Raw genomic sequence first — 17,300 nt, 5'->3', positions numbered from 1 at the left:
ACCGCACTTCGCGCCGGGAAGGCCCGACGGGGGCGCCGCTCACCACACGCACGGCAGCTCGACCTCGATCACCGTCGGCCCGCCCACGGGGCTGCTCACCCGTACCGTCCCGTCGAGCGCGGCGACCCTGCGGCGCATGCCCAGCAGCCCCGAGCCCGCGCTCTCGTCGGCCCCGCCGCACCCCTCGTCGCGCACCCGCACGCCGAGTCCGGTCCGGGTGCGGGCCAGCACGACCTCCGCCCGGTCGCAGCCGCTGTACTTCGCGGCGTTGGTCAGCGCCTCGGCGATCACGAAGTAGGCGGCCGCCTCCACCGCGGCCGGCGCCCGTGGCTCGTCCGCCGGCCCGTCCTCGAGGTCGTCCGCCCGGACGGCCACCTTGAGGCCGCTGCCGGCCGCGAGGGCCCGGACGGCTCCCACCAGCCCCCGGTCGGTGAGGATCGGCGGATGGATGCCGCGCACCACGTGCCGCAGCTCCGTCAGCGCCTCCTCGGCCTGGTCCTGGGCGTCGCCGAGCAGCTTGCGCGCCGCCTCCGGGTCGGCCCCGTACGCCCGCTGGGCCAGCCCGATCCGCATGGAGAGCGCGACGAGGCGGGCCTGCGCGCCGTCGTGCAGGTCCCGTTCGATCCGGCGCAGTTCGGCGCCGTGCGCGGCGACCGCGTCCGCCCGGGTCGCGGTGAGCTGCTCCACCCGCCTGGCCAGCAGCGCCTTGGGGGAGGGCCGCAGCAGGGCGGCCGACCAGCGCGCCTCCAGGTCCGCGAGCCTGACGATCAACGGCAGGACGAGCGCCTCGCGCCCCAGCAGCCCGCTCCACACACCGTCGACGACGAGCCCCACCGGCCACAACGGCAGCATCAGCACCGTCAGCCAGCCGTAGGCGTAGTACGCCGCCAGCCAGCGCACGTCGGTCAGCGTCCCGGGGTCCGTGACGGCCGTCCGCACCCGCTCGCGCACGGGCCCGGTGATCGGCCGGTACGCCTCCGGGATCTCCCGGCCGGTCCGGTCGGCCGTCAACCGCCGCTTGGCCCCGGCGATCCGGCGGATCAGCAGCACGGTCTCGGGCAGCAGCCAGATCCCGACGACCGCGACCGTGCCCGTGGCGGCGATCAGCAGGACGGTGATGAAGAGGTACGACCCGAAGGCCATGACCGCGGCCAGGAAGAGGTGGACCGTGGCCCGCGCCGCCTGTCGCAGGGTCGCGCGCATGGAGTGCCGTTTCCGGTGAGGGGGAGCAGGAGAGCGGGGGAGGGGCGGATGAGATCCGCTGCGGTTCGGCCGTGCCCTGAAAACGGCGCGGGGAACTGTGCGACCGGCCACGACGGCGCCGCAGACGAACGGCGGCGCCTCGTGGCACGTCCGGCGGAGCGTCAGTCGTCCAGCGTGACGACGATCTTCTCCGCCGCGCCCGGCGTCCGGGCCAGCTCGAAGGCGTGCTCGGCCTCGGCGAACGGGACGCGGTGGCTGATCAGCTGGGCGAACCGCTCCTGGTGCTCGACCAGTTCCGGGGTCACCTCGAAGATCTCGGTCGGGTAGCCCTGGGAGGCGACCAGGGTGAGCTCGCTGCGGAGCATGCCGCCGAGGTCGATCTCGCCCTTCTTCTGCACGGCCACCATGACCAGCTTCGCGTGCCACTTCGCCGACTGCACCACGGTGTTGAACACGGCCGGGGCGCCGGCCGCGTCGATGAAGATGTCGGTGCCCGGCCGGGGCTGGCCGAGGGCGTTGGCGCTCTGGCCGTGCAGCTCGGTCAGCCGCGCGGCCACGTCCTCCTCGGCGGAGTTGACGACGGCGTCCGCACCCACGGCCAGTGCCTTCTCCAGCCGGGAGGGGATGACGTCCGCGACGACCACGTGCTGCACACCGCGCAGCTTCAGCCAGATCGCCGCGCCCAGACCGATCGGCCCGGCGCCGAACACGACGACCTTGTCGCCGGGCCCCGCCTCGGAGCGGTTGACGGCGTGCCGGGACACGGCCATCGGCTCGTTGAGGGAGGCCACGTCGAACGGCACGGTGTCGGGGAAGACGGCGACGCTCCTGCCGACCTCCGCGTTCTCGATCAGCAGGTACTCGCTCATCCCGCCGAACCTGCCGCCGCAGCCGATGATGCCGGTGGGCGCGTCCTGCGGATTGACGACCACGCGGTCGCCCGCCTTCAGGCCCTGCACCTCGGCGCCGACCTCCACGACCTCACCGGCCGGCTCGTGGCCGAGCGGCACGGGGACCAGCTCGCCGCCCAGGTGGGCACGGGCGGGCATGCCGCCCATGTGCAGGAACGTGACGTCGGTGCCACAGATGCCGCAGGCGCGGATCCGTACGAGGGCGTCCTTGGGGCCGGGCGTCGGTCGCTCGACGTCCACGACCTCGATCTTGTCGACGCCGCCGGTCCGGACGGACTTCATCGTGCTCATGGGGGCCTCTTTCGGATATTGGATATCGGGTATCGGGTATCGGAATCGGTTGTGTGGACATCGGTGGGACGGTCAGGCGCCGAGAGTCTTCAGGACGGCGTCCGCCATGCCCTGCTCGCCGCGCTCGTTGGGGTGGACGGAGGCGGCCGGGGCGAGCGGCACGAGCGGCTCGATCCAGCGCACCTGACGGTCGGCGCAGGCGTCCCGCCCGACCGAGGGCGTGTACGTGTCGACGTAGTCGGCCCCCGCCTTCTCGGCCCGCTCGCGCAGCATGCCGTTCAGCTGCTGCTCCTTGTCGTGGAGGTAGGCGACGTCACCGGCGGCGAGGCCCATCGCGTCGCCGCAGCCGGTGGTGTGCGACGGCAGGATCGCGGGGTAGCCCACCACGTAGACCCGGGCCTCGGGCGCGCGGCGCCTGACCTCGGCGAGGGCCTGGGCCAGCCGTTCGTCCGCCGTCTCGATCCGCTGCTCCACCTCGTCGGCGCCGTCGGAGACGTAGCGGTCCTTGCAGGGGGCGTCCCCGCTGTCGGCATCGAGGTCCTTGAGGTCCTTCAGGCCCTTCAGGCCGCTGAGCGCGAAGTTCAGCACTCCGGACTTCACACAGGTCTTCACGAGCGAGGCGAAGCCGATGTCGTTGCCGCCCATGCCGAGGGTGACCAGCCGGGTCCGGTCCGACAGGGCGGACAGCTGCGCCGGGTTGGTGCCCCGGTCCGTGGACTGGGCGGCGGTCAGGTCGGCGACGGTCGCTCCGCTGCAGCTGACGTCACGGAAGTCGGCGGCGGGCAGGCCCAGCCGGCGGGCGACGAGCGCCGGGTAGTTGCGGTCGGAGCGCTCGCACCCGGCCGGGCTGCCGTTCTGGCCGGGGATCTCGGGGCCGGCGGTGTAGGAGTCGCCCAGCGCGACGTAGGGGCCGCTCGGCGGGTCGGACTCGGGGTGGTCGTCGGGTCGGCCGACCACGATCGCGGTGGTCAGCACGCCGCAGGCGAGCGCCCCGGCCAGCGCGGCTCGTACCGAGGTTTTCATGGGAGGTCCTGTCTGTCGTCCCGGGTGATCCACGCCGTGGGGCTCCGGTCGGGGAGCCCTGCTCGGCCGGGGGAGAGACGGCCGGGGCGGCCGAGCGGGCGTGGAGGGGTGAAGGGGGTGGAAGGGGTGTCCCGGGACCCGGCGCCGGCAGGGGGAGTGAGCCGGCTGCCGGGCCCGGGGACGGCGCCGATCCCCGTCCCCACGGGTTCGGCGCCTGGGAGCCTGCCTCCGCTCAAGGCGGCTCCGGTCGGTGCGGTTCGGGTCGATGTGTTTGAAGTCGACGTGGTTCGGGTCGGTCCGCGGCGGTTCGGTTCAGCTCCGCCACGGGATTGCTTGAGTTAGGCAAACACATCTGGATTACTTGAGTCAAGCAAGCGCCGAGATTTACTTGAGTCAGGCAAGCAGAAAGGTAGGGTGAGAGTCATGTCCCCATCACCGCCCGCAGTGCCCCCCGCCTCGCCCGCAGCGGTCGAGATAGAGCGGGCCCTCACTCAGGTGGCCTATCTGAGCGTCCGCGCGCGGCAGCACGGCCGGCTGGTCGCCCTGGCGGGCGTGCCGCTCGACCGGGCGGCCGTGGCGATGCTGCGCCAGATAGCCGACCACGACCCCCTGCGCCCGGGGGAGCTCGCCCAGGTGCTCGCCGTCCAGGCCTCCCATGTCACCCGTCAGGTGCAGCGGCTGCAGAAGGCCGGCTATGTGACCCGGGTCGCCGATCCCGAGGACAGCCGCTCCCGGCGCATCCGTCTCACCCCGCTCGGCGAGGACGCCGTGGCGCGGCTGGGCGACGCGGGCGCCCGGGGCATGCAACTGGTCCTGGCCGACTGGTCGCCGTGCGAACTGCGGCGGCTCGCCGACCTGTTCCACCGGATGGTGGACGTCTTCGACCCCCCTGACGGCGAAAGGCGTGTGTCCGATGCGGGCGCCGCGTCATCCAGGGCGTGACGACCCGCGGTTCGGCCACGCGGACCCCATGGGCGACACGGACCTCCCCGAACCGTCAACCTGCCCGAGCCCGAGCCCGAGCCCGAGCCCGAGCCTCGACCCGAATCCGAATCCGAACCCGAGTCCCCGACGAACGGTTGCGGCCATGTACGGCGACGCGAGTGAGACAACGTCCTATGTGAGGGGGAAGCCGTCCCTCGCCCGCGGCGCCGGACAGCATGTCCTGGTCGTCGCCGGCGAGCCGGACATCGCCGAACTGCTCGCCACCACCCTGGAGTTGGCCGGCTACCGGATCACTCTCACGGGCGCGGCGGTCGAGGCGCTGGTCCACCTCGACGCGCTCCGGTTCGACCTGTTGGTCGTCGACGCCGATCTGCCGGACCTGGCCGGGTTGGGCGCGGCGGGCCGGCCGGTGGTCGTCCACCGGCCGCCGGTCCTCTATCTCACCGCCTACGACTCCCTCGGCCGCCTGCTGCCCGAACTGGGCCTGGGGGAGAAGGACTACGTCACCAAGCCCCTCCGGGTGGCCGAGGTGCTCACCCGTATGCAGCTGCTGCTGCGCGCGGCCTCCCCGGGCCGTCGCCCGGACCACGCCCCGGCCTACGGCGACCTGGTCCTGGACGACACCCTGTGCCGGGCCCGGCGCGGCGCCCGCGGCCTCGACCTGACGCCCGCCGAGTACCGCCTGCTGCGTCACCTCCTGGGCAACGCGCACCGGGTGCTGTCGAAGGAGCAGATCAGCCGGTACGTCTGGGGCGACTTCCGGGGCGACAACGCGATCGAGCAACTCGTCTCCCGGCTCCGGCGCAAGGTGGACCGCGACGCGCCCGCGCTGATCCATACGCGCCGGGGCTTCGGCTACTGGCTGGGAAAGGCGGACGGCGACGGCTGAGAGTCGACGGTGCAAACGCTGAAGAAGCGGTGTGCCGACGGGTGACGGGCGGTGTCGTGAGGGTGCGGCGCCGCCCGTTCGCGTTCGCGGCGAACCCGTCGTGATCGGGTCAATCGGCAGGCTGTGCAGGTGAGTTGAGGAAACGTTTCACACGTGGGACGAACCCCAACTCCCCATGTGATCCACGTCACGTCAGGCTTCTGTCAGGGAACTGACCGGAACGCGTCAGCCCCCTCTGTTTGCATGTGCTCATCGAGGCCTCGACACCTTCCCCCGGCGCTCCGGCCTCCCCGGAGCCCCCACCACCGAGGAGAGCCCATGGCCGAAACCCTGACCGGCGCGGTCCCCGAAGTCACGGACGCCGTCCCCGAGTTCCCGATGCCCCGGGCGGCCCGCTGCCCCTTCGACCCCCCACCCGCCCTCAAGGACCTGCAGGAACAGGCGCCCCTGACGAAGGTGCGGCTCTGGGACGGCAGCGAGTCGTGGCTCGTCACCCGCTACGCCGAACAGCGGGCGATCCTCGGCGACCCCCGGGTCAGCGCGGACACCGACAGCCCCGGCTATCCGACCAAGGCCAGCCCCCAGGGCGGCGAGGGCAAGCTCAGCTTCATCATGATGGACGACCCCGAACACGCCCGGCTGCGCCGGATGGTGACGGCCCCGTTCGCCATCAAGAAGGTCGAGGCCCTGCGCCCCGCCGTCCAGCGCATCGTGGACGACCTGATCGACGAGCTGCTGGCCGGCCCCCGACCGGCGGACCTGGTGGAGCGGTTCGCCCTGCCGCTGCCCTCGCTGGTGATCTGCGAACTGCTCGGCGTGCCCTACGACGACCACGCCTTCTTCCAGGACAACACCAAGACGATGGTCCACCGGGACGCCACCCCCGAACAGCGCGGACAGGCCGGCCGCGAAGTGGCCGGCTACCTCGCCGCGCTCATCGGCAAACGGCTCGCCGACCCGCGCGAGGACCTGCTGTCGAGCATCGCCGGACGCATCACCGCCGGTGAGATCGACCACCAGCAGGCGACCGAGATGGCGCTGCTCCTGCTGATCGCGGGACACGAGACGACCGCGAACATGATCGCCCTCGGCACACTCGCCCTCTTCCAGAACCCCGACCAGCTCGCCCTGCTCCGCGAGAGCGACGACCCCAAGCTCGTCGCCTCCGCGGTCGAGGAGCTGCTGCGCTATCTGCACATCACCCACCTCGGGCGGCGCCGGGCGGCCGTCGCGGACATCGAGATCGCCGGACAGGTCGTCAAGGCCGGCGACGGTCTCATCATGGCCAACGAGATCGCCAACCGGGACCCCGAGGTCTTCCCCGACCCGGACCGGCTCGACATCACCCGCGACGCCCGCCGCCATGTCGCCTTCGGCTTCGGCGTCCACCAGTGCCTGGGCCAGCCGCTGGCCCGCATGGAGCTCCAGGTCGTCTACGGCACGCTCTACAAGCGCATCCCCACCCTGCGGCTGGCCGGCTCGCTGGACGACGTCCGCTTCAAGCACGACGCCTTCATCTACGGCGTCCACGCCCTGCCCGTGACCTGGTGACGGCCTTCCGTCCCGAAGCGCAACCACACGACCGACCGTGAAGACCGTGAAGAAGGGGAATCCCATGAGTGCCGTCAAGGTGGAGCTGGAAGCCGACAAGTGCGTCGCCTCGGGGCAGTGCGTGGTCGCCGCCATGCAGGTCTTCGATCAGGACGACGACGGCATCGCGATCCTGCTGGAGGAGCAGCCCGCGCCCGAACTCCTCGACGACGTCCGCGAGGCCGTCGCCGTCTGTCCCGCCGCCGCGATCCGGCTGGTCGAGCAGTGAACCGGATCGTCGTCGTCGGCGCCTCGGCCGCCGGGCTCGCGGCGGTCGAGACCCTCCGCCGCGAGGGCCACACCGGCCCCCTCACCCTGATCGGCGACGAACCGCACCTGCCGTACGACCGGCCGCCGCTGTCCAAGCAGGTGCTCGCCTCCGAATGGGAGGAGCACCGGCTCCCGTTGCGTCCGGCCGGCGACCTCGCCGCCCTCGACCTCGACCTGCGGCTCGGCGTGGCGGCCACCGGACTCGACGTGGCCGGACGCGGGGTGCGGCTGGCCGACGGGACCGAGGTGCCCTACGACGGACTGATCATCGCCACCGGGGTCCGGCCGCGCCGGCTGCCCGGCGAGGGCGCACACGTGCTGCGCACCCTGGAGGACGCGCTCACCCTGCGGGAGCGGCTGACGCCCGGACGGCGGCTGGTCGTCGTGGGCGCCGGCTTCCTCGGCGCGGAGGCGGCGGCCGTCGCCTGGCGGCTGGGGGCGGAGGTCACTCTTCTGGAACCGGCGGCGGTGCCGCTGGCCCACGCCGTCGGGGAGCGGGTCGGACGGGTCCTGTCGCGGGCCCATCTCGACCGCGGGGTGAACCTGCGCTGCGGGGTCACCGTGACCGAGGTGACCGAGGACGGCGTACGGCTCGGCGACGGCGAGATCGTCGAGGCCGACGAGGTGCTCGTCGCGATCGGCTCCACGCCCAACACCGACTGGCTGGCCGGCAGCGGGCTGACGGTGGGCGACGGCGTGGTCTGCGACCAGTACCTGGAGGCTGTGCAGAACGTGTATGCCGCCGGGGACGTGGCCCGCTGGCACAATCCGCTGTTCGGGACGTCGATGCGGATCGAGCACCGCACCAACGCGGCCGAGCAGGGCATGGCCGCCGCCCGGAACCTGCTCGCCCCCGACGCCCGCAAGCCGTTCGCACCCGTGCCGTACTTCTGGTCCGACCAGTACGACATGAAGATCCAGGCGTACGGGTTCCTGCGCGGCCACGACGAGGTGGCCGTCGTCGAGGGCGACCTCGCCGAACGCCGGTTCGTGGCCGTGTACCGCACCGGCGACCGGGTGAGCGGGGCGCTCGCGGTCGGGATGCCGCCGAAGGCGATCCGGCTGTGGCGTCAGACGATCGCGGCCGGCGCGGCCTGGGCCGAGCACGTGCGCGTGCGCGCGTAACGCGGGCGTCGACCGACGGCCGACGGGCCCCGGCAGGCGGTGCGAGCCTGCCGGGGCCCGTCGTGTCGGTACCATCCGCGTACCGCAGGCGGGCGGTGTGCGCGTCATCCGTCCGCAGTAGATCGCCGTAAACCCACGCAGTAACTTACTTGAGTTACGCAACAAGATGGTAAAGTGGGTCGCATGTCCACCGAACCGCTCCCCCTGCCCTCCGTCGCCACTCCGGAAGTGATCGAGATCGAGCGCGCGCTCACGCGCATCACCTACCTGAGCACCCGCGCCCGCCAGCACGACCGGCTGATGTCGATGGCCGGCGTCCCCCTGGACCGCGCCGCCGTGGCCCTGCTGCGGCAGGTCGCCGACACCGAGCCGCTGCGGCCCGGGGAGCTGGCCCAGCGCCTGGGCGTGGAGGCCTCCCATGTGACCCGCACGGTGCAGCAGCTCCAGAAGTCCGGGTACGTCACCCGGGTCCCCGACCCCGACGACGGCCGGGCCCAGCGGATCCAGCTCACCGAGGCCGGCCGCGCCGCCATCGACCGGGTCCGGGACGCGGGCGCCCGAGGGATGCAGCTGGCGCTGTCCGCATGGTCCCCGGAGGAGCTCGGTCAGCTCGCCGCCCTCTTCCACCGCATGGTCGACGACTTCCTCTCCTACGCGATCGAGGACGAGCCGGAGCAGCCTCCCGTCACCGCCTGACCGGGGCGACCGGGTCCGGCGCGGGCTCGCGCAGACCGCGCAGCAGGAACCAGGCCGCCACGGGAGGCAGCAGCAGGGGGAGCAGCCCGATCCGCAGGGACGTGGCGTCCGCCAGCGCCCCGATCGCCGGCGCCGCCGCGCCGCCCACGCTCACCGTCAGCCCCAGGGTGACGCCGCTCGCGGTGCCGACGCGCCGGGGCAGACAGTCCTGGCCCAGCGTCACGTGCAGCGAGAACGGCACGTACAGCCCCGCCGAGACCAGCGCCACGAAGAGGTACAGCGGCCAACCCGGCACGAGGAGCACGCCCGCGACCGCGAGCAGGGTCACCCCGTACGAGCGGCGGACGACCGTGAGCCGCCCGTGCCGCTCGGCCAGCCGGCTCCCGGCCAGCGTCCCCGCCGCACCGCCCGCGTACAGCACGCACAGTGCGGCCGTACCGGCGACCTCCCCACCGCCGGTGCGCTCCCGCACGTACAGCGAGACGAACGCGCTCAGACCGACGAAGACGATCGAGCGGCACACCACGGCGCCCGACAGCCGCAGGAACGCCGGCCAGTCGTCCCGGCCCGCAGCCTCCGCGGCGGCCGGGGCGGGCACGGCCCGGGCGGTCGCCGAGCGCACGCCGGCCACGCACAGGGCCACGCCCGCCAGCGCCGGCAGCCCCAGCAGCGGCGAGGCCCGCAGTCCCCAGCTCGCGACGACGGCCGCGACCAGCGGCGGAGCGAGCGCGAAGCCGACGTTGCCGCCGAGCGCGAACCAGCCCATCGCCGTGTGCCGGCCGCCCGAGGCGACCCTGGCCGCACGCGCGGCCTCCGGGTGATAGGCCGCGACGCCGATCCCGGACACGGCCACCGCGGCCAGCGTGAACGGGTACGAGCCGCCGACCCCGCTGACCGCGACGCCCGCGCCGGCGGCCGCCACGCCGAGCGGCAGCAGCCACGGCATCGCCCACCGGTCGGTCAACAGGCCGAACAGCGGCTGCGCCACCGACGACAGCAACGACGCCGCCAGGACGATCCCGGAGGCGGCGGCATAGGAATAGGCGCGCTCGGCGACGAAGAAGGGGACCAGGGCGGCCACGGCCCCCTGGTACAAGTCCACGCAGGCATGGGCGACGGACATCAGGGTGATGGATCGGTTTTTCGGCACCCTGCGATCGTCACGACCTCGGCGGCTGTCGCGCTTCCGATAAACTGCCCTCTTGTGTCGAACATCCGCCACACCCCGCAGGCCCCCACCCGCGCCCAGGTCCTGGCCGCCGGCGAGCGCATCGACGCACACCGGCACGACGACCACCAGATCGTCTACGCGGGCTCCGGCGTCCTCGCCGTCGCCACCGACGCCGGCACCTGGTTCGCGCCCGGCACCCGCGCCCTGTGGGTGCCCGCCGGGACCGTCCACGCGCATCGGGCGTACGGCCATCTCGACCTGCACCTGGTCGGCCTGCCCGCCGACGACAACCCGCTCGGCCTGGACGCCCCGGGCGTCCTCGCCGTCAGCCCCCTGCTGCGCGAGCTGATCCTCGCCTACACCCGCGCCCCCGAGGACACGAGCCCCGAACGGGTCCGGCTGCTCGCCGTCCTCCGCGACCAGCTGCGCGCCTCGCCGCAGGCGCCGACGCGGCTGCCCACCCCCGCCGACCCCCGGCTGGCCGCGGTCTGCGCGCTCGTCCACGCCGCCCCGGCCGACCAGCGCACCCTCGCCGCCCTCGGCGCCGCGACCGGCACCGGCGAACGCACCCTCAGCCGCCTCTTCCGCCGCGAGTTCGGCATGACCTTCCCCCAGTGGCGCACCCAGTCCCGCCTGTACCACGCCCTGCGTCTGCTGGCCGACGACACCGCCGTCACCACGGTCGCCCACCGCTGCGGCTGGTCCTCCGCCAGCGCGTTCATCGATGTGTTCCGCAAGGCCTACGGGTACACACCCGGCCGCCACCAGGGGCGAGTTGGGGAACGCCCGGCCCGGGACCCCGCCGCCGGACCGCCGCCTACCCTCCAGTAATCTCGGGCCCCAGGTCATCAGAGGAGGAACCGTGCCCCGGTCCGAACGCTCACCCCTGCTACTGGCGGGCCTGCTGGCCGGCATGGGCGCAGCCCACTTCGCCGTGCCGCGCCCGTTCGACGCGATCGTCCCGCGGGCGCTGCCGGGCTCGCCCAGGGCCTGGACGTACGCCAGCGGCGTCGCCGAACTCGCCCTGGCGGCCGGAGTGGCCCTGCCGCGGACCCGGAAGACGGCCGCGCTGGCCACGGCCGCGTTCTTCGTCGGCGTCTTCCCCGCCAACGTCAAGATGGCCTGGGACTGGCGGCACCGTCCCACCCCGCTCAAGGCCGCCGCCGTCGGCCGCCTCCCCCTGCAGGTGCCCCTCGTGCTGTGGGCCCGCAGCGTCGCCGACCGCACCACCACCACCGCGAACCTCATGGAGGGACGGGCATGACCAAGGCTCTTCAGACCGGCGACCTCGTCGAGGACTTCGCGCTGCCGGACGAGACCGGCACGGTGCGCAGCCTCACCGAACTGCTCGCCGACGGACCGGTGGTCCTCTTCTTCTACCCCGCCGCCCTCAGCCCCGGCTGCACCACCGAGGCCTGCCACTTCCGTGACCTGGCGGCCGAGTTCGCCGCCGTCGGCGCCCAGCCGGTCGGGATCAGCGGGGACACCGTCGACCGTCAGCAGGAGTTCGCCGGCCGGCACACCCTCGGCATGCCGCTGCTGTCCGACGCGGACGGCGCGGTGCGGGAACGGTTCGGCGTGAAGCGCGGCTTCTCCCTGGCCCCCACCAAGCGGGCCACCTTCGTCATCGGGCAGGACCGCACCGTCCTGGAGGTCGTACGCAGCGAGCTGCGGATGAACACCCACGCCGACCGCGCCCTCGACGTGGTGCGGGCCCACCGGGCCTGACCGGCCCGGCGCGGTTGATGCACCGGGCCAAAGGGACCATTCTGGACGACATGGACGACATGGAGCATGTCGTCGCTGCGGCGGTCGTCGATGCTCGCGGCATCGTGACGGGCTGGAGCGAGGGTGCCCGTCTGCTGACGGGCCATGCGGCCCAGGAGGCCGTGGGGCGGGCCGCGGTCGACCTGCTCGCCGAGAAGCTGCCCCGACGTGCCGACGGCGAGTGGACCGGCCCCGTCGTCGTACGCCACCGCGACGGCCACCCCGTCGCCCTCGCCGTCACGGCCTGCCCGATGCTCGGCCCCGAAGGCGACCCCACCGGCTGGACGCTCACCGCCGAACGGCCCGCCGCTCCGGAGCCGACCCTCGCCGGACGCGCCTTCCAACAGGCGTCCATGTCCATGTCCGTCTTCGACCCCCGGCAGCGCTATCTGCGCCTCAACGAGGTCGCCTGCAAGGTCATGGGGGTCTCCGAGGACGTTCTGCTCGGCCGCTACTTCCCGGAGACCGTCGAGGAGGCCGAGCACAGCAAGGGCTTCAACTGGCACCTGCGCCATGTCGCCGAGACCGGCCGCCCGATCCGCTACGAGAGCTGGACCGGCGCGCCCTCCCTCAACCGGGAGCACGCCTGGACCACCGAGATGTGGCCCGTGACGAACGCCTCCGGGGAGGTCGCCGGCGTCGCCCTGGCGGCCTTCGACAGCACCGAACAGTACCTGGCCCGCCAGCGCCTGGCCCTGCTCAACGAGGCGGCGGCCTCCATCGGCACCACCCTCGACGTGGTGCGCACCGCCGAGGAGGTCATCGAGCTGCTCGTGCCGCACTTCGCCGACTTCGCCAGCGTGGACCTCCTCGAATGGGTCCTCGGCGCGGACGAGCCGCCCCCCGTGCCCGACGGCGAGATCGTGCTGCGCCGCGTCGCCCATGGCTCCGGCCGGGACGGCACCCCCGAGGCCGCGGTCCACCTCGGCGACAGCGACAGCCATCCGCCGTTCAGCCCGCCCGCCCGCGCCCTGCGGGAAGGGCACGCGATCCGCAGCCAGGCCGGCGAGCCCGACTTCATGTGCTGGCTCGCCGAACGCGACGCGCGCGCCCCCGAGGGCCGCCGCTTCCGGCGCGGCGTCCACTCGATGATCTCCGTGCCGCTGCGGGCCCGCGGCACCGTCCTCGGCGTACTGGTCGGCATCCGCATGGCCCACCCCGACGACTACGAGGACGACGACGCCGTCTTCGCCGAGGAGCTCGCCAGCCGGGCCGCCGTCTGCATCGACAACGCCCGCCGCTTCGCCCGCGAGCGCACCACGGCGCTCGCCCTGCAGAACAGCCTGCTGCCCCGCGGCCTGTCCGGACAGGCCGCCGTCGACGTCGCCCACCGCTATCTGCCCAGCGGCTCCACGGCGGGCATCGGCGGCGACTGGTTCGACGTCATCCCGCTCTCCGGCAGCCGCGTAGCCCTCGTCGTCGGCGACGTCGTCGGACACGGCATCCCCTCCTCGGCGACCATGGGACGGCTCTGCATGGCCGTGCGCACCCTCGCCGACGTGGACCTGCCGCCCGACGAACTCCTCACCCACCTCGACGACCTCGTCACCCACCTGGCGGCCTACGACGAAGGCGGCGAGAGCGGCGAAGAGGTCGCCGAACTCGGCGCGACCTGCCTCTACGCGGTCTACGACCCCGTCAGCCGCCGTCTCACCGCCGCCGCGGCCGGCCACCCGGCGCCGGCCGTCGTCCTGCCCGACGGCACGACCCGACTGGTCGACATGACCCCCGGACCGCCGCTCGGCGTCGGCGGACTGCCCTTCGAGGCCGTCGAGCTGGAACTGCCCGAGGGATCGGTCCTCGCCCTCTACACGGACGGCCTCATCGAGGACCGCGACCGCGACGTCGACCGCGCCACCGGTGAACTGTGCAGCGCCCTGACCGCACCCGCCGCCACCCTCGACGCCCTGTGCGACACCGTCCTCAAGGCGGTCCTGCCGGAGGAGCCCAGCGACGACGTCGCGCTGCTGCTCGCCCGCACCCGCGCCCTCGGCACGGACCGCGTCGCCACCTGGGACGTCACCCCGGACCCCGCCCACGTGGCCGCCACCAGAGCGGCCGCCACCGAGCAACTCGCCGCCTGGGGCCTGGAGGAGGCCGCGTTCGTCACCGAGCTCGTCGTCAGCGAACTCGTCACCAACGCCATCCGCTACGGCGCGGCCCCCATCCAGCTCCGCCTGATCCGCGATCGCACCCTCATCTGCGAGGTGTCCGACGGCAGTTCCACCTCCCCCCACCTGCGCCGCGCCCACGCCTTCGACGAGGGCGGGCGCGGCCTGCTGCTCGTCGCGCAGCTCACCCAGCGCTGGGGCAGCAGGCAGACCGGCCGGGGCAAGACGATCTGGGCGGAGCAGACGCTGGAACCCGAGTGAGCCGGCAGCGTGAGCGCTCAGAACTCCTCGTGCACCTCGGGGTCGCCGCCCAGGCGCCGATGCGCCCGGTCCGCGATCGCCGCCATCTGGGCCGGGCCGAGCTCGAAGCCGAAGACGTCGAGGTTGGCCCGCCGGCGTTCGGGGCTGGACGACTTCGGGATGGGCACCGCGCCGAGCTGGACGTGCCAGCGCAGCACGACCTGGCCGGGGGTCACGCCCAGCGCCTCGGAGACCGACACCACGGCCGGATCCTGGAGCAGCGCCGAACCACGGCCCAGCGGGCTCCAGCTCTCCGTGCGGACGCCCTTGGCCTCGTGGAAGGCGCGCAGCTCGTCCTGCGGGAACAGCGGGTGCAGCTCGATCTGGTTGACGGACGGCAGGACGCCGGTCTCCTTCTCCAGCCGCTCGATGTGCTCGGCGGTGAAGTTGGAGACGCCGATCGACCGGACCAGGCCCTCTTTGCGGAGCTTGATCATGGCCCGCCAGGAGTCGACGAACCTGTCGACCCGGGGGAGCGGCCAGTGGATCAGATACAGGTCCACGTACTCGAGACCGAGCCGTCGACGGGACTCCTCGAAGGACGCGAGCGTCTCCTCGTACCCGTGGTGGCGGCCGGGCAGCTTCGTGGTCACCACGAGCTCCTCGCGCGCCACCCCGCCCCGGGCCACGCCCAGGCCGACGCCGGTCTCGTTGCGGTAGTTCGTCGCCGTGTCGACGAGTCGATATCCGAGGCCGAGCGCCTCGGCCACCCCCTGCTCCGCCTCCGCGTCGTCCATCGGCCAGGTGCCCAGACCCAGGGCCGGGAGCTTCGTGCCGTCGTTGAGCGTGTGCTGCGGGATGCTGATCACGATGGGACCTTCCCTCGACTGTGCCGTCCCTCCAGCCTCGGGGACAGGGGGCGGATTGATCAACCGGACACCCGGGCAGGGGTGGGTTCGGACGAGCCACGACGAGCGAGCGGAGCGGGCATGACGACGGACTTCGACGGCCGGGTGACGGAGTCGGCCGGAGTGGAGGTGAATCCGGTCGCCGGGCACATAGGCGCCGAGATCGGCGGCGTCGACCTGGCCGCCGGCCTCGACGACGCCCAGGTCGCCGCGATCAGGGCGGCCGTGCTGCGCTGGAAGGTGGTGTTCTTCCGCGGTCAGCGCCTCGACCACAAGGGGCACGTGGCGTTCGCCCGACGGTTCGGCGAACCCGTCGTCCTGCGCAGGCGCGGCAGCGCCTCGCCGCCGGACTTCCCGGAGATCGAGACGACCGCCGACCGGCTGGAACTGGGCGGGAAGTTCGGCATGGAGCACGAGGAATGGCTCCGGCGCCGCCGGCACACCCTCCTGCGCGGCTGGCACTGCGACCACGGCGCCCGTATCGACCCGCCGGCCGCGACGATCCTGCGCGCCGAGACCGTGCCGCCGTACGGCGGCGACACGACCTGGTCCAACCTGGCCGCCGCGTACGCCGGACTCTCCGCGCCGGTACGGGAGTTCGCAGCCGGGCTGCGCGCCGAACACCGGCTCGGCGTCGGCTACCAGCCACGCCCCGGCGACGACGCGTATCTGCGCCACCTCCTCGACCACCAGGTCGCCTCGGTGCACCCCCTGGTACGCGTCCACCCGGAGACCGGCGAGCGGGTGCTGTACGTCAACGGCTACTACGTCGAGCAGATCACCGACCTCTCGCGCGCCGAGAGCCGGGCGATCCTGGACATGCTCCTGGAGGAGGCGACCCGCCCCGAGTACACGGTCCGCTTCCGCTGGGAACCCGGCAGCGTGGCCTTCTGGGACAACCGCGCCACCATTCACCTCGCCCCCGGCGACAACGCCCATCTGGGTTTCCCGCGCACCATGCACCGCGTGATGCTCACCGGCGACGTCCCCGTCGGCGTCGACGGCAGGCCGTCGGAGCCGCTGACGGGGACCGAGCCCGGCCGCTGGTGACGTCAGGCGCCCGGCTGCCGGCCGAGCGCCGGGCCCAGCTTCGTCGCCATGTCGGTGAGGATCTGCACATAGTCCTCGTGGTCGAAGGTGAACGGCAGCGCGAAGGCGACCTCGTCGATCTCACGGAACGCGGCGTGCGCGTGCAGGCGTTCGGCGATCTCGGCCGAGGCGCCGACCAGGTCCGGCGCGAACAGCAGCCGCGCCGGGCCCTGCGGGGAGGTGGTGCGCGGGAGCCGCTTGGCGGCGAACTCCTCGTACTTCGCGCGCTGTTCGGGCGTGGCGGAGTCGGTGGGGATGACCACGAGGCCCTGGGAGACCCGGGCGGCCTCGCCGTCGGGGTGCGCGGCGCGGAAGGCGCGGACGTGCGAGAGCTGGATCTCCGCGAAGTCCCGTGTGTCGTCGGGCCCTTCGGCCTTGACGACGCTGCTGGTCAGGAAGTTCATCCCGTGCTCCCCGGCCCACTGCGCGGAGCCGATGCTGCCCCCGCCGTACCAGAGACGGCGGCCCAGGCCGGGCGAGTGCGGCTGGACCCGGTCGGAGAACACCTCGAAGCCCTCCACCCCGCTGAAGTCGGAGGCGGACTTGCCGCGCACGAGGTCCAGCAGCCGCCGCACCCGCTCGTAGCTGAAGTCCTCGGTGCCGGAGCTGTCCGGGTACAGGGCCTCCTTGACCTGGTCGTAGTGCATCGGCGGGCCCACGCTCACCCCCGGGTTGAGCCGGCCCCCGGAGAGGACGTCGACCGTGGCGAGGTCCTCCGCGAGGCGCAGCGGGTTCTCCCAGCCCAGCGGGATGACCGCGGTGCCGAGCTCGATGCGGCGGGTGCGCTGCGAGGCCGCCGCCAGGACGGCGACGGGGGAGGAGATGCCGTACTGCAGATGGCGGTGGCGCACCCACGCGCTGTCGAAGCCGAGCCGCTCGCCCAGCTCGATGATCTCCAGCGTGGTCTCGTGGCCTCGGGCCGGGTCGTCCCCGTCGAACAGCCCGATGGTGAGGAAGCCCAGCTTGCGCAAGGGGCGTGAGGTCGACGACAAGAGCTCCTCCATGGTGCGCGGCACGTACGGTCGTACAGGTCGTACAAGTCGTACGGGCCGCGCCGCATTCCCCCGTGTC

Annotated in this window: 17 protein-coding genes; 11 read left to right on the top strand and 6 right to left on the bottom strand. The window is 73.1% G+C overall.

All coding sequences use genetic code 11. The features are described 5' to 3' along the window. Window positions 1–39: 39 nt before the first annotated feature. The 3 genes from ABZ725_RS25845 to ABZ725_RS25835 all read right to left on the bottom strand — a co-directional run bounded on the left by ABZ725_RS25845 (window position 40) and on the right by ABZ725_RS25835 (window position 3,428). Window positions 40–1,203, bottom strand: coding sequence for a histidine kinase (locus ABZ725_RS25845; RefSeq protein ID WP_358804938.1), 1,164 nt, complete (start codon window positions 1,201–1,203; stop codon window positions 40–42). Between the two features lie 161 nt (window positions 1,204–1,364). Further along, window positions 1,365–2,405: a zinc-binding dehydrogenase gene (locus ABZ725_RS25840; RefSeq protein WP_358804937.1), complete on the bottom strand. Its 1,041-nt coding sequence runs from the start codon at window positions 2,403–2,405 to the stop codon at window positions 1,365–1,367. A 72-nt stretch (window positions 2,406–2,477) separates the two neighbouring features. After that, complete coding sequence (locus ABZ725_RS25835; protein ID WP_358804936.1) at window positions 2,478–3,428, bottom strand: SGNH/GDSL hydrolase family protein; 951 nt, start codon at window positions 3,426–3,428, stop codon at window positions 2,478–2,480. A 423-nt stretch (window positions 3,429–3,851) separates the two neighbouring features. Between ABZ725_RS25835 and ABZ725_RS25830 the strand changes: the two genes are divergently transcribed. The 6 genes from ABZ725_RS25830 (at window position 3,852) to ABZ725_RS25805 (ending at window position 8,943) form a co-directional block, all read left to right on the top strand. Beyond that, entirely contained in the window at window positions 3,852–4,370 is a 519-nt protein-coding gene (locus ABZ725_RS25830) for a MarR family transcriptional regulator (RefSeq protein WP_358804935.1), read from the top strand. A gap of 145 nt (window positions 4,371–4,515) precedes the next feature. Continuing rightward, entirely contained in the window at window positions 4,516–5,262 is a 747-nt protein-coding gene (locus ABZ725_RS25825) for a response regulator transcription factor (protein WP_358804934.1), read from the top strand. A gap of 318 nt (window positions 5,263–5,580) precedes the next feature. After that, entirely contained in the window at window positions 5,581–6,813 is a 1,233-nt protein-coding gene (locus ABZ725_RS25820; RefSeq protein ID WP_358804933.1) for a cytochrome P450, read from the top strand. Window positions 6,814–6,877: 64 nt separating this feature from the next. Next, window positions 6,878–7,081 (top strand): ferredoxin, encoded by a 204-nt coding sequence (locus ABZ725_RS25815; protein WP_351919817.1) that lies wholly within the window; start codon window positions 6,878–6,880, stop codon window positions 7,079–7,081. After that, complete coding sequence (locus ABZ725_RS25810; protein WP_358804932.1) at window positions 7,078–8,247, top strand: FAD-dependent oxidoreductase; 1,170 nt, start codon at window positions 7,078–7,080, stop codon at window positions 8,245–8,247. The genes ABZ725_RS25815 and ABZ725_RS25810 overlap by 4 nt, the downstream gene beginning before the upstream one ends. 183 nt (window positions 8,248–8,430) lie before the next feature. After that, window positions 8,431–8,943: a MarR family transcriptional regulator gene (locus ABZ725_RS25805; protein WP_358804931.1), complete on the top strand. Its 513-nt coding sequence runs from the start codon at window positions 8,431–8,433 to the stop codon at window positions 8,941–8,943. Here ABZ725_RS25805 and ABZ725_RS25800 read toward each other — a convergent pair. After that, window positions 8,933–10,066, bottom strand: coding sequence for an MFS transporter (locus ABZ725_RS25800; protein ID WP_358804979.1), 1,134 nt, complete (start codon window positions 10,064–10,066; stop codon window positions 8,933–8,935). The genes ABZ725_RS25805 and ABZ725_RS25800 overlap by 11 nt on opposite strands. An 81-nt stretch (window positions 10,067–10,147) precedes the next feature. Between ABZ725_RS25800 and ABZ725_RS25795 the strand changes: the two genes are divergently transcribed. Genes ABZ725_RS25795 through ABZ725_RS25780 form a run of 4 tightly spaced genes read left to right on the top strand, consistent with a single transcriptional unit; the run spans window position 10,148 to window position 14,253 of the window. Further along, window positions 10,148–10,945 (top strand): helix-turn-helix transcriptional regulator, encoded by a 798-nt coding sequence (locus ABZ725_RS25795; RefSeq protein WP_358804930.1) that lies wholly within the window; start codon window positions 10,148–10,150, stop codon window positions 10,943–10,945. Window positions 10,946–10,976: 31 nt separating this feature from the next. Beyond that, the gene (locus ABZ725_RS25790; protein WP_351919810.1) at window positions 10,977–11,378 is read left to right on the top strand and encodes a hypothetical protein; all 402 of its coding nucleotides are present in this window, start codon (window positions 10,977–10,979) and stop codon (window positions 11,376–11,378) included. Beyond that, window positions 11,375–11,842 (top strand): peroxiredoxin, encoded by a 468-nt coding sequence (locus ABZ725_RS25785; RefSeq protein WP_358804929.1) that lies wholly within the window; start codon window positions 11,375–11,377, stop codon window positions 11,840–11,842. The genes ABZ725_RS25790 and ABZ725_RS25785 overlap by 4 nt, the downstream gene beginning before the upstream one ends. A gap of 59 nt (window positions 11,843–11,901) precedes the next feature. Beyond that, window positions 11,902–14,253, top strand: coding sequence for a SpoIIE family protein phosphatase (locus ABZ725_RS25780; RefSeq protein ID WP_358804978.1), 2,352 nt, complete (start codon window positions 11,902–11,904; stop codon window positions 14,251–14,253). 17 nt (window positions 14,254–14,270) lie between these two features. Here ABZ725_RS25780 and ABZ725_RS25775 read toward each other — a convergent pair whose 3' ends face one another. Beyond that, entirely contained in the window at window positions 14,271–15,101 is an 831-nt protein-coding gene (locus tag ABZ725_RS25775) for an aldo/keto reductase (RefSeq protein ID WP_358804928.1), read from the bottom strand. A gap of 120 nt (window positions 15,102–15,221) precedes the next feature. Between ABZ725_RS25775 and ABZ725_RS25770 the strand changes: the two genes are divergently transcribed. Continuing rightward, window positions 15,222–16,190 (top strand): TauD/TfdA family dioxygenase, encoded by a 969-nt coding sequence (locus tag ABZ725_RS25770; protein ID WP_358804927.1) that lies wholly within the window; start codon window positions 15,222–15,224, stop codon window positions 16,188–16,190. A 2-nt stretch (window positions 16,191–16,192) separates the two neighbouring features. On the opposite strand, the gene ABZ725_RS25765 is transcribed toward ABZ725_RS25770, so the two are convergent. After that, window positions 16,193–17,221 (bottom strand): LLM class flavin-dependent oxidoreductase, encoded by a 1,029-nt coding sequence (locus tag ABZ725_RS25765; RefSeq protein WP_358804926.1) that lies wholly within the window; start codon window positions 17,219–17,221, stop codon window positions 16,193–16,195. Window positions 17,222–17,300 lie beyond the last annotated feature (79 nt).

It is taken from the genome of Streptomyces sp. NPDC006872, from assembly GCF_040635845.1.
In the GTDB taxonomy this organism is placed as follows: domain Bacteria; phylum Actinomycetota; class Actinomycetes; order Streptomycetales; family Streptomycetaceae; genus Streptomyces.
Note: the sequence above shows the minus strand (reverse complement) of the source record. Positions and strands in the feature narration are given on the sequence as shown.